This window comes from Rhodoferax ferrireducens (assembly GCF_031458075.1).
Lineage (GTDB): Bacteria > Pseudomonadota > Gammaproteobacteria > Burkholderiales > Burkholderiaceae_C > Rhodoferax_B > Rhodoferax_B ferrireducens_A.
Map to the genome: position 1 here is coordinate 24268 of NZ_JAVDXT010000008.1, position 12143 is coordinate 36410.

Consider the following 12143-nt stretch of genomic DNA (forward strand, 5'->3'; position numbering starts at 1 on the left):
CGGGCTCTGGCGCAGGTAGTACCTGCGCGAGCAGCTATCGAAAATACAGCAAACTAACCCGGGCGGTAGGCCTGCTGCTGGTCCACGAAGCCGTCAAACGCATCGAGCAACGGCTGGTAACGCGCGGCATCGCCCTCCCCTACTTCCAATTGGGCCAGTGCGGCGCAACAGGCTTCCAGCGTGGACAGCTGGTCGGGCTTGTGCGCCTTGCGGATGCGGTACTGCGACGGCGGCATATCGCGCAGCGCCAGCCGCGGCAGCTGCTGCAGCAGCGGGTTCTGGAACAGCAGCTTGCGGCTTTTGCGCCAGGTGCCGTCCAGCACTACCAGGCACAGCCGGGCCGGGTCTTGCAGCCAGTCCTGCGGCAGCGCCGGAGCCGCGGGCAGGCCCAGGGCCACGTCCTGCGGGGTGTCGGGGTAGAGCAGCACCAGGCGGCCCGCACTTACGCGCACATCCGCTTCGGTAAAGGTCTCGCCGACCAGCAGGCGACTGTTCGGCAGGCTCAGGTGCAGCAGCCGGGCGCTGCCCTTGGCGTTGTAGACCTCCAGCGGGTGCTGCAGGATCAGCACCCCGACCTGGTGGGCGATGGGCCTGATCCACTGGCAAATGCAGCTGCGCTGCGCCCGCAGGCAGCGGGCGCAGCGCAGGCGGGGGACGGTGGCGGCATCGGACATGCGGCCATTCTAGGCCAGGTATTTTTATATAAAAATCAGTGCTAGCGCATACAGATATTGCACAAGCAGCTATGCATTCAATATCACACAAAAAACCGACTGTTACCGGTTCTGCGGCGCTACCGCGCGTTTTCACCGCTCCCAGCGCCGCGCAAAACTGCTACGCTTTGTAACGCGTTTTTTACTCTGCTTACTCTGAAAGCTGCCCCATGGCCCCTACCGGTTTCCGCGCTCTGAGTATTGCCAAACGGCTGGCTGTGCTGAACTTCAGCGCACTCCTCGGCCTGGTGCTGCTGACAGCAGTCTTCCTGGTGTCCGAACGCCGCCTGATCATGGAGGAGCGCCAGAACAGCGTGCGCCAGGCCGTCGAGGTGGCGCACAGCCTGGTGGTCAACTACCACGGCCTGGTGGCCCAGGGCAAATCGACCGACGCCGAGGCGCAAAAGCTGGCCATGGCTGCGCTGAAGGTGATGCGCTACAGCGGCAGCGAATACTTCTGGATCAACGACATGCAGCCGGCGATGGTGATGCACCCCATCAAGCCCGAGCTGGACGGCAAGAACCTCAGCGAAAACAAAGACCCCACGGGCAAGCGCCTGTTCGTGGAGTTCGTCAACACCGTCAAGGCCGAGGGCAGCGGCTATGTGAACTACCTGTGGCCCAAGCCCGGCAGCGAGAACCCGGTGCAGAAGGTCTCCTACGTCAAAGGCTTCGCGCCCTGGGGCTGGGTGATTGGCTCGGGCGTGTATGTGGACACGGTGGACTCGGCGATCCGCGGCCGTGTCATCACCTTTGGCCTGGCGACCCTGGTGTTGCTGGTCTTGCAGCTGGGCCTGGGCACACTGATCGCGCGTGGCCTGATCGGCCAGCTGGGCGGTGAGCCCGGCTATGCGGCCAGCATCACCGAGCACATGGCGCGCGGCGACCTGTCGGTGCCGATTGCGCTGAAAGCCGGCGACAACAGCAGCCTGTTGCACGCCATCCAGGGCATGCGTGACAGCATTGCCCACATCGTCGGCGAGGTGCGGGTCGGCACCGACTCGATCGCCGCCGCTTCGGGCGAAATCGCCGCGGGGAATAACGACTTGTCGGTACGCACCGAGCAGCAGGCCAGTTCGCTGGAGAAAACCGCAGCCTCGATGGAGCACCTGACCAGCACCGTCAAGCAAAACGCCGAGAACGCGCGCCACGCCAGCCAGTTGGCGGCCACCGCGTCCACCGTGGCCATAAAGGGCGGTGCGGTGGTGGCCCAGGTGGTCGGCACCATGGCCACGGTGAATGCCTCGTCGAACAAGATCGTCGACATCATCGGGGTGATCGACGGCATCGCCTTCCAGACCAATATCCTGGCCCTCAACGCCGCCGTCGAAGCCGCGCGCGCTGGTGAGCAGGGCCGCGGCTTTGCCGTGGTGGCCAGCGAGGTGCGCAGCCTGGCCCAGCGCTCGGCCGCCGCCGCCAAGGAGATCAAGACCCTGATCCACGAGTCGGTGGAAAACGTGGAGCACAGCACCCGCCTGGTCAACGACGCCGGCACCACCATGACCGAGGTGGTGCAAAGCGTGAAGCGGGTAACCGACATCATTGGCGAGATTGCCGCGGCCAGCCAGGACCAGTCGCAGGGCATAGACCAGATCAACGGCGCGATCACCGCCATGGACGGGGTGACGCAGCAGAACGCCGCCCTGGTGGAAGAAGCGGCCTCGGCCGCCGAGTCGATGCGCAGCCAGGCCGAGCGCCTGTCGCAGCAGGTCAGCGTGTTCAAGCTGGCGGGTTGACGCAGCGCGGGGAGAAGCGTACTCAAAATGGATGATGCGCCCCCCTGGAGCCACCGGGAATTGCAACAGCGTTTGTTTGTTTACAGATACATTGATTTACAGGCGGAGCAAAGGCGGCCGAAGTCTGGAAATGTATTTGTCCCACAAGCACAGCACTGGAGCGAGCACGCATGCGCAACAACCTGCCTATCCTGAACCAGGAATACAGCTTTCCACCCGGCCAAACGCTGGTCTCCACCACCGACCTGCACGGCAATATCAATTACTGCAACCCCGTCTTCATTGAAGTCAGCGGCTTCACCCGCGAAGAGCTGATAGGCCATCCCGACATGCCCGAAGAAGCGTTCCGCGACATGTGGGAGACCATCAAGGGCGGCCGCCCCTGGTCGGCCATGGTCAAGAACCGGCGCAAGGACGGCAGCTACTACTGGGTGCGGGCCAATGTCACCCCGCTGATGGAGGGCACCCAGCCCATCGGCTTCATGTCGGTGCGCACCGAGCCGCTGCGGGCCGACATCGACGCCGCCACCGCGCTGTACGCCAGGATGCGGGCCGAAAAGGCCCAGGGCCAGCGCGTGCTGCGCCTGTACCGCGGCCAGTTGCGCGTCGACACCCCGGCAGGCCGGCTGAAAACCGCCTTGTCGCTGGGGCTGGCGGGCAAGCTGGCCATGACGGCCGGCATACTGGGCTTGGTCGGCTTCGGGGTGGGCGCCCTGGTGGTGTCCAGCCTGGGTGCCGGCATCTGGCTGGCCGCGCTGGCCACCACGGTGGTCTGCGCGCTGGCCGGTGGCTGGGTATTGAGCGGCCTGTCCATCACCCCGCTGCACAACCTGGTCAGCTTCTCCAACCGCATGGCCGCCGGTGACCTGACCCAGACCCTGAAGGGCAGCGGCAACGATGCGATGGGCGAACTGTCCGGGGCCTTGAACCAGCTCAACGTGAACCTGCAGTCCATCGTGCGCGACGCGCGCACCGGCGTCGACAACATGAGCGTAGCCACCCAGGAGATCGCCGCCGGCAACGACGACCTGTCGAACCGCACCGAAAGCCAGGCCAGCAGCCTGCAGCAGACGGCAGCCTCGATGGAGCAGATTACCGGCACCGTGCGGCAAAGCGCCGACTCCGCCGCCCAGGCAGCCCAGCTCGCCGCCCATGCCGATACCGTGACCCGGCGTGGCGGCGATGCGGTGCTGGACGTGACCCGCACCATGCGCCAGATCACCGAGTCCTCGAACCGGATTGGCGAAATCATCCAGGTGATCGACAGCATTGCCTTCCAGACCAATATCCTGGCCCTGAATGCCGCGGTGGAAGCCGCCCGCGCGGGCGACCAGGGTCGCGGCTTTGCGGTGGTGGCCAGCGAAGTCCGTGCGCTGTCGCAGCGCACCGCCGCCGCCGCCCGCGAAGTCAAGAGCCTGATCGCCGAGTCCACCACCACCGTAGAAACCGGTAGCCGCCTGGCCGATGCCGCCCAGGTCACCATGACCGATGCACTGCACGCGGTCAGCCAGGTCACGGCGCTGGTGACCGAAATCAGCGCCGCCTCGCGCGAGCAGCTGGACGGTATTGCCCAAGTCAACCACGCCATCACGCAGATGGACAGCATCACCCAGCAAAACGCCGCCATGGTCGAGCAAATTGCCGCCGCCGCCAATGCGCTGCACGGCCAATCCGAAGCGGTGTCGGAAAGCGTGCGGGTGTTCCGCCTCACGGCCAGCGGCTCCAGCAGTGCGACCACCAGCCGCCGACCGACCTCCGAACCGGCCCGCCCCCGGCTGGTGGCCGACAACACCCAGCCTCTGCGCAAGGAGGCCTAGGCCACTGAACGCTATACAAAAAATAGCTGCTCACGCTGATAGAGATTGCGCTACAGGCCTTAAAAGCTTGAAATCCTGGACTGGGCAGCAGACCCCAGCTGGTGGACACCTACAATCCCGTGCACTGTCGACCATGCTGGGATTCACATGCTATTTTCTTGGTTCAACGCGAAAGAAGCCAACCGGTTTGGGGCCGAGCTGGCGCAGATCTTCATAGAAAAAATCCCCCTGGGCACGCCGCGTACCGACAAGAAATTTGCCATCAAGACCCAGCGTGCGCTGGACCAGATAGCGTTGCGCACGCGCCAGTTCCAGGTCAGCCACACGCTGAATCTCTATACCCGCGCCAAGCTGGCCAACAACTTCAAATGGACGCTGAAAGATGCGGGCTATGAAAGCACGTATGTGGAAGAGCTGACCGAATGGCTGGTCAAGCGTCTCTAAGATTTCCAAGATCCAACCGTTGGCCTCCATGCATTCCTGGCTCAAGAAACTGTTCTCGGCGGGTTCCAGCCCGGTACCGGCAACCCCACTCCCCACCCCAGCTGTAGCCCCCCCTGAGACCAGTGCCGACCACCGGCGCCGAGGCAACCGATTTTTGGACCAGGGCAACCTGGCTGCGGCCCTGGCCTGCTACCGGCAAGCCGTGGCGCTAGACCCCCATTCGGTCGACGCCCACACCAGCCTGGGGTATGCACTGCAGCAAACCGGAGATCTGGTTGCGGCACAAGCGGCTCTGGCACAGGCGCGGCAGTTGCAAGCCGAAAGCTTTGACGCCGCATACCTGCTGGGCCAGGTCTGCGCGAGCCTGGACCAACCAGAACAAGCCATCCTCCACTGGGAAGCGGCACTCACCCTGCAGCCCACATTTGAGCCCGTGTACGCGGAGCTATGCCAAGCCCTGTCCAAGACCGGAGCGTGGGACAAGGCACTCAGCACGCTTGCCAGTGGCATGCAACGCTTCCCGGACAACGCTGCATTCCACTTCCTTCGGGGGAACCTGCATGCCCAGGCCCAGGAATGGAGCGAGGCGGCGGCGCAGTACGCAGCGGCTCTGCGCCTGAATCCGCAGTTAACTGAAGCCCACGGCAACTTGGCCGCAGTTTTCCAAGCCCAGCAAAATTGGCAGCAAGCCTTGGAGCAATATGAGCATGCCTTGCGGCGCAACCCTCGCGATGCCGCGCAGCTTACCGGTCGGGCAACCGTCCTGCTGCAACTCGGCCAGCATGCCCAGGCCCTCAGCAGCTGCCAGGAGGCGTTAGCCATCCTGCCAAACTCGGTAGAAGCCCACCGCATACTCGGCTACATCCATCTGCAGACGGAAAACTACAGCCTCGCGGCCCAGCACAGTCGCAAGGCCCTGGAGCTGGCGCCCCGCAATGCCGATGCGCTGAACAACCTGGGCAATGCGCTCGCCGCGCAGGGCGAATTGCACGATGCGGCGGATGCGTTGCGCGCGGCTGTTGCCATCGACGCCACATCCGCGGTATTCCACAGCAACCTGGGCGGCATCTTGTTGCTGCAAGGACGGCTGGAAGATGCCATCCATCACCTTCGCCACGCAACCACAGCCCCCCAAAGCCCGCTTTCGTCATTACAGAGCGCTTACTCGAATCTGCTCTTCGCGCTGAACTACCACCCGGACCTGGGCGCGGAAGAAATCTTCGAAAGCTACCGCGCATACGAGCAAAGCGTGGGCACACCGCTGCGGCCCACTTGGGCACCGCACACCAATGACCGCCGCGTGGATCGGAGGCTGAAAGTCGGCTATGTCTCCCCGGACTTCAAAAACCACGCGGCAAGCTTCTTCCTTGAGCCCCTGCTGTCACAACACAACCGCCAAGTGGTAGAGGTGTATGCCTATGCCGAACTGGCCAAAGAGGATGCGGTCACGCAACGCTACAAGCAGTACGTCGAACATTGGGTGCCAACACAAGGGATGACAGATGCTGCGTTGGCCGAACGCATCCGCGCCGATGGCATCGACATCCTCGTCGATGCCGCCGGACACACGGTAGGCAACCGTTTGGCCGTGTTTGCCCGCAAACCTGCCCCCGTGTCTGTGAGCTGGATGGGCTATGGATACACCACGGGGTTGCAGGCCGTGGACTACTACCTCACCGATGCCATCAGCGCTCCCGCCGGCTCCGAGACGCTTTTCTCCGAAGCGCCCTGGCGGTTACCCGGTGGTTATGTAGCCTACCGTGCCAGTGCCGCCATGGGCGAGGTGAATGCCCTGCCCGCGCTGGAGCGTGGCTACATCACCTTGGGCACACTCACGCGGGCGATTCGCATCAACCACCGAACGGTTCGCGTATGGACGCAGATACTGCACCGCCTGCCCACGGCGCGCCTGGTCGTCGACAGCCGATCCTTTGAGGACCCGAAGATGCAAGCAGAAACCCTGGCCACATTCACGGCCCAGGGCATCGCTGCAGAACGTTTACAGATCGGCTTCCATAGCCCTCCGTGGGACGTGCTGCGCGGCATGGATATCGGGCTGGACTGCTTTCCACACAACTCGGGCACGACCCTGTTTGAAACCCTCTACATGGGGCTGCCCTATGTGACGCTGGAAGGCCGCCCCAGCGTGGGCCGGATGGGCAGCGCCATACTGCACGGCCTAGGCCACCCCGAATGGATTGCCCAAACAGAGGCCGACTACGTGGAGAAAGTCGTCGCCCTGGCATCCGACCTGCCGGCATTGGCGCAGTTGCGCGCAACATTGCGCCAGCAGATGCAAACCAGCGTCTTGATGGACGAACCGGGTTTTGCGCGCGCAGTGGAATCGGCGTATGCTGACATGTTCGCCCGTTGGGTCGCACAACCGGCGTGAACTAGCGCGCCGATCTCGCGCTCCCTGCCTCAGGCCAACGCCACCCGCGTCGGCAAGGAGAACACCGCCACCGCGGCCACCAGGTCCTGCGCCTGGGTTTTCATGCTGCTGGCAGCGGCGGCCATTTGCTCGACCAGGGCGGCGTTTTGCTGGGTGGCCTGGTCGATCTGGGTGACGGCCTGGCCGACCTGGGACACGCCGGTGCTTTGCTCGCTGCTGGCGGCGCTGATCTCGCCCACGATATCGGTCACGCTGCGGATGGAGCGGACCACCTCGGTCATGGTGGTACCGGCCTTTCCGACCAGCACAGTGCCTTGTTCCATGCGCGCCACGCTGGCCTGGATCAGCTGTTTGATCTGTTTGGCCGCCTCGGCGCTACGCCCAGCCAGGCTGCGGACTTCGCTGGCCACCACCGCAAAGCCGCGCCCCTGCTCACCGGCACGGGCGGCTTCGACGGCGGCATTCAGGGCCAGGATATTGGTCTGGAAGGCGATGCTGTCAATCACGCCGATGATGTCGGAGATCTGCTTGGTGCTGTGGTTGATGCCTTGCATGGTGGCCACGGCTTCGGCCACCACGGCGCCGCCTTGCGCGGCCACGCTGCTGGCCTGTATCGCCAGCTGGTTGGCCTGGGCCGCATGGTCGGCGTTTTGCCGTACCGTGGCGCCCAACTGTTCCATGGAGGCCGCGGTTTGCTGCAAGGTGCTGGCCTGGCGTTCGGTGCGCTCGCTGAGGTCGTCGTTGCCCTGCGACATTTCAGAGCTGGCGCTGGAGACGTTCTCCGAGCCCTGGCGCACGCTGACCACCACCCGGGACAGGCTGGCCTGCATGGCAGCCAGGGCTTGCATCATCACAGCGATTTCGTCCTGGCCACGGGTGTCGATCTGCTGGCTCAGATCGCCGCGCGCCACGGCATTGGCGACCGCGCCTGCGTGCAGCAGCGGACGGGTGATGCCACGCACCAGCGCAAGGCCAAACAACAGCGCAAACAGCACACCAAAAACGATGGCCGCCAAGCAGACATTGCGGATCGCCTGGTAGCGCAGCACAGCCGCGTCGAAGTCGCTGCGCGCTTCGCCTTCCATCAGCTGGATCAAGGCCCGGATGTCGTCGCTGATCGGGTTGAACAGGGCGCTGAACCTGCCCAGCACCAGCACCTGGGCGGGCAGGAAGTCGTCATCGCGCAGAGCGGCCATGACGGGCTTCAAGCCCTCTTGCTGGAATTTCTGCCGCTTGGCTTCGAGTGCCTGGACGCGGCTTGCGCCCTCGGCCGACAGGGGAACAGCCAGCAAACTGTCCCAGGCCTTCTGCGATGCCGCGGTGATGGCATCGATGTCCTTGATGTTCTTGGCCACCACCAAGGGCGAGGGGTCGATCAAGGTGTCGGAGATGACCTGGCGCGCACGCATGCTGAGGAACTGGTAAGCCCCCACGGAGGCGATGGACTGCATCCTTTGCTTGTACATGGACTCGACGACGGCATTGGCCTGGGCGATACCCAACAGGCCGATGGAACCCACGGCCACCAGCAGGGCCGATAACACACCCACGAGTACCAGCAGACGGGTGGATATTTTGAAATTTTTCATGCATTGCTCTTCACAACCAACAGCGGTTGGCCGGGAAGGTAGCCGATCAAGCTACATGTTTTGATGACAAACGCGCAAGCTGCGCGCAGCAGCACCCGCAATAGCAATAGCAATAGCAATAGCAATAGCAATAGCAATAGCAATAGCAATAAAGATAGCAGCCCACGCAGGCGTTACCTGCGCCACAAGCCTAAAAGGCTTGAAATTTTTGCGCAGCGCTAAGCAAGCTTGAAGACCGCCACCGCGTCCACCAGGTCCTGCGCCTGGGCGCGCATGCTGCTGGCGGCGGCGGCCATTTGCTCGACCAGGGCGGCGTTCTGCTGGGTCGCCTGGTCGATCTGGGTCACGGCCTCGCCGATCTGGGCCACGCCCGAGCTTTGCTCGGAGCTGGCGGCGGTGATCTCGCCCACGATGCCGGTGACGCGGCGGATGGCGTTGACCACCTCGGTCATGGTGGCGCCGGCTTTGTCCACCTGGGCGGTGCCGCGCGCGACCCGCTCGACGCTGGTGGATATCAACTGCTTGATTTCCTTGGCTGCGTCGGCCGACCGGCCAGCCAGGCTACGCACCTCACTGGCCACCACGGCGAAACCGCGGCCCTGCTCGCCGGCGCGGGCTGCTTCGACGGCAGCGTTGAGCGCCAGGATGTTGGTCTGGAAAGCAATGCCGTCGATCACACCGATGATGTCGGCGATCTTCTGCGAGCTGTCGTTGATGCCCTTCATGGTCTCCACCACGTCGGCCACCACGGCACCGCCCTCGGCGGCGACCTTGCTGGCACTGAGGGCCAACTGGTTGGCCTGTGTGGCGCTCTCGGCGTTTTGCCGCACGGTGCTGTTCAGTTCCTCGGTGGATGCCGCCGTTTCCTCCAGCGCGCTGGCCTGGTGTTCGGTACGGGCGCTGAGGTCGTGGTTACCCTGGGCGATTTCGGCGCTGGCGGTGGCCACATTTTCCGAGCCCTGGCGCACGGTCGCCACCACCTGCGACAGGCTGATTTGCATCGCGGCCAGGGCCTGCATCACCGTGGCGACTTCGTCCGTACCCGTGGTATCGATGCTCTGGCTCAGGTCGCCGCGGGCCACCGCGTTGGCGACCTCACCGGCCTGCAGCAGCGGCTGGGTGATACCGCGCATCAGCGCCAGGCCGAACAGCACGGCAAACAACACGCCGCAGGCAATCGAGGCGACGAAGATATTGCGAATGGTCTGGTAGCGGGCCGCGGAATCCTCGTAAGCCAGGGCAGCCTCCTGCTTGGTCAAGACCAGCAAGGCGCTGATGTCTTCGGCAATGGGGTCGAACAGGTCGTCAAATTTACGCACTACCAGTACCCGGGCAGTGGCTACGTCAGAGTCCTTCAATGCGGCCAGCGCGGGACTCAGTCCGTCTTTCATGATGCGCTGGTGTTTGCCGGCAATCACTTGCACCAGCTTTTCGCCGTCCGGGCTCATCTCGACGGCCACCAGGGATTCCCAGACTTTGTTGCTCTTCAGGATATTGGCCTCGGCCTCGGCAATTGCCTTGGCGACTTTTTCCGGCGCCGGAGACAGCAGCGCGTTGGAGATGAGCTGCCGGTTGCGGGTGGTTAGAAACTGGAAATCGGCCACCGCGGCCTGGGCCTGCATGCGGTCCTGGTACATGGAGGCCATGGCGGCATTCGACTTGGCGATGCCAAACAGGCCCAGCGCACCAATCGCCACCAGCAAGGCCGACAGCACGCCCACCAGCACCAGCAGACGGGTGGATATCTTGAAGTTTTTCATGCGCGATTACCTGCAGCTACTTGTAAGCAAATGTGCAGGGTAACCGAACCGCTGGGGCGTTTCCGCCGCAAACCACGCCAGAAGCGGCGGCCCCAGGGTAAAGCCGGATAGGTTTTTTAACCGCCCGCGATTGCCATTTTGGTATCGCGGTGGCGCAAGCCCCGAATGCCTTAGAAGGGCATCTTCGGCATGCCCTTCATGCCACCCATGCGCTTGAGCATCTTCATCATGCCGCCGCCCTTCATCTTTTTCATCATGTCCTGCATCTGTCCGAACTCGTTGAGCATGCGGTTGACCTCTTGCACCTGCACGCCGGCACCCGCAGCAATGCGGCGCTTGCGGGTGGCTTTGATGAGCTCGGGCTTGCGGCGCTCCAGCGGGGTCATGCTGTAGATGATGCCTTCCTTGCGGCGAATGTCGCGTTCGGCCTTGTCCATGTCCATGGTTCCGGCCTTGGCCGCCATTTGCGCGGGCAATTTGTCCATCAGGCTGGACAGGCCGCCCATCTGCTTCATCTGCTGGATCTGGCCCAGGAAGTCGTTCAAGTCAAAGCTTTCACCGCTTTTGACCTTGGCCGCCAGCTTTTGCGCGGCCGCCATGTCGACACCGGAGGTGACTTGCTCGACCAGCGCCAGGATGTCGCCCATGCCCAGCACACGGCCTGCATGGCGCTCGGCGTCAAAGACTTCCAGGCCGTCGATTTTTTCGCTGGTACCGGCAAACTTGATTGGCACGCCGGTCACATGGCGTACCGACAGCGCCGCGCCGCCGCGCGAGTCGCCGTCGGTCTTGGTCAGGATGATGCCGGTCAACGGCAGGGCATCGGAAAAGGCCTTGGCGGTGTTGATCGCGTCCTGGCCTTGCATGGCATCGACCACGAACAAGGTCTCCACCGGCTTCAATAGCGCGTGCAGGCCCTTGATTTCGTTCATCAGCACTTCGTCGATGGCCAGGCGGCCGGCGGTGTCGACCAGCAGCACATCGAAGTAGTGCTTGCGCGCGTAGTCCAGTGCGGCGGCAGCGATGTCGGCCGGCTTTTGGTCTGGCGTGCTGGGGAACCACTCGGCGCCGGCCTGCTTGGTTACCGTCTTCAGCTGTTCGATGGCGGCCGGGCGGTACACGTCACCCGACACGGTCAAGACCTTCTTCTTGCGCTTTTCAATCAGGTGCTTGGCCAGCTTGGCGGTGGTGGTGGTCTTGCCCGCGCCCTGCAGACCGGCCATCAGGATCACCGCGGGCGGCTGGGCCGCCAGATTGATGTCGCTCACCCCTTCGCCCATGGTGCGGCTGAGTTCGCGGTTCACGATGCCGACCAGCGCCTGGCCGGGTGACAGCGAGCCCATCACCTCCTGGCCCAGGGCTTTTTCCTTCACCCGGGCGATGAAGTCGCGCACCACCGGCAAGGCCACGTCGGCCTCCAGCAAGGCCATGCGCACTTCCCGCAGCATGTCGGCCACGTTCGACTCGGTTATACGGGCCTGGCCACGGATTTCTTTGACTAGGCGGGAGAGTTTGTCGGTAAGGGCGGAGGCCATAAGAAGTTTCCGGGGAAGGTTGTGTTGCCAGGCGACGCTCGAACGCAGACCCACAGAGGCCAGAACATAAACCCGCCAGAAACACCGCAGAACTGGCTACGCCAGGCTGCTGGTGTTGCCCCCGGCAAGGGGGTTGGCGAAAAGTGCGCAGCACTGG

General features: G+C 63.7%; 8 protein-coding genes. 4 read left to right on the forward strand and 4 right to left on the reverse strand.

Going from position 1 to position 12143, the window contains the following annotated elements:
* Positions 1-53: 53 nt before the first annotated feature.
* Entirely contained in the window at positions 54-674 is a 621-nt protein-coding gene (locus J2X19_RS25265) for a tRNA-uridine aminocarboxypropyltransferase (protein WP_310377185.1), read from the reverse strand.
* Between the two features lie 209 nt (positions 675-883).
* Here J2X19_RS25265 and J2X19_RS25270 point away from each other — a divergent pair, with 209 nt between their 5' ends.
* The 4 genes from J2X19_RS25270 (at position 884) to J2X19_RS25285 (ending at position 7102) form a co-directional block, all read left to right on the forward strand.
* Positions 884-2449, forward strand: a complete 1566-nt coding sequence (locus J2X19_RS25270) for a methyl-accepting chemotaxis protein (protein ID WP_310377186.1) — start codon at positions 884-886, stop codon at positions 2447-2449.
* Positions 2450-2619: 170 nt separating this feature from the next.
* Positions 2620-4266: a methyl-accepting chemotaxis protein gene (locus tag J2X19_RS25275; RefSeq protein ID WP_310377187.1), complete on the forward strand. Its 1647-nt coding sequence runs from the start codon at positions 2620-2622 to the stop codon at positions 4264-4266.
* Between the two features lie 147 nt (positions 4267-4413).
* Positions 4414-4710, forward strand: coding sequence for a hypothetical protein (locus J2X19_RS25280; RefSeq protein ID WP_092757763.1), 297 nt, complete (start codon positions 4414-4416; stop codon positions 4708-4710).
* Positions 4711-4738: 28 nt separating this feature from the next.
* Positions 4739-7102, forward strand: a complete 2364-nt coding sequence (locus J2X19_RS25285) for a tetratricopeptide repeat protein (protein ID WP_310377188.1) — start codon at positions 4739-4741, stop codon at positions 7100-7102.
* Positions 7103-7131: 29 nt separating this feature from the next.
* Here the strand turns inward: J2X19_RS25285 and J2X19_RS25290 are convergent, their stop codons facing one another.
* The 3 genes from J2X19_RS25290 to ffh form a co-directional block, all read right to left on the reverse strand.
* A complete protein-coding gene (locus tag J2X19_RS25290; RefSeq protein WP_116608965.1) occupies positions 7132-8691 on the reverse strand; it encodes a methyl-accepting chemotaxis protein in 1560 nt (519 codons plus the stop codon).
* A 218-nt stretch (positions 8692-8909) separates the two neighbouring features.
* Positions 8910-10451 carry a methyl-accepting chemotaxis protein gene (locus J2X19_RS25295; RefSeq protein ID WP_310377189.1) on the reverse strand — a complete coding sequence of 514 codons (1542 nt, stop codon included), beginning with the start codon at positions 10449-10451 and terminating at the stop codon, positions 8910-8912.
* Between the two features lie 170 nt (positions 10452-10621).
* Complete coding sequence (gene ffh / locus J2X19_RS25300) at positions 10622-11986, reverse strand: signal recognition particle protein (RefSeq protein ID WP_116608963.1); 1365 nt, start codon at positions 11984-11986, stop codon at positions 10622-10624.
* Between the last annotated feature and the right edge of the window lie 157 nt (positions 11987-12143).

Bases quoted from the DNA above. Each gene is read 5' to 3' on its own strand.
- J2X19_RS25295 (WP_310377189.1), bottom strand. From the start codon at position 10,451: ATGAAAAACTTCAAGATATCCACCCGTCTGCTGGTGCTGGTGGGCGTG.
- J2X19_RS25275 (WP_310377187.1), top strand. From the start codon at position 2,620: ATGCGCAACAACCTGCCTATCCTGAACCAGGAATACAGCTTTCCACCC.
- J2X19_RS25280 (WP_092757763.1), top strand. From the start codon at position 4,414: ATGCTATTTTCTTGGTTCAACGCGAAAGAAGCCAACCGGTTTGGGGCC.
- ffh (WP_116608963.1), bottom strand. From the start codon at position 11,986: ATGGCCTCCGCCCTTACCGACAAACTCTCCCGCCTAGTCAAAGAAATC.
- J2X19_RS25265 (WP_310377185.1), bottom strand. From the start codon at position 674: ATGTCCGATGCCGCCACCGTCCCCCGCCTGCGCTGCGCCCGCTGCCTG.
- J2X19_RS25285 (WP_310377188.1), top strand. From the start codon at position 4,739: ATGCATTCCTGGCTCAAGAAACTGTTCTCGGCGGGTTCCAGCCCGGTA.
- J2X19_RS25270 (WP_310377186.1), top strand. From the start codon at position 884: ATGGCCCCTACCGGTTTCCGCGCTCTGAGTATTGCCAAACGGCTGGCT.
- J2X19_RS25290 (WP_116608965.1), bottom strand. From the start codon at position 8,691: ATGAAAAATTTCAAAATATCCACCCGTCTGCTGGTACTCGTGGGTGTG.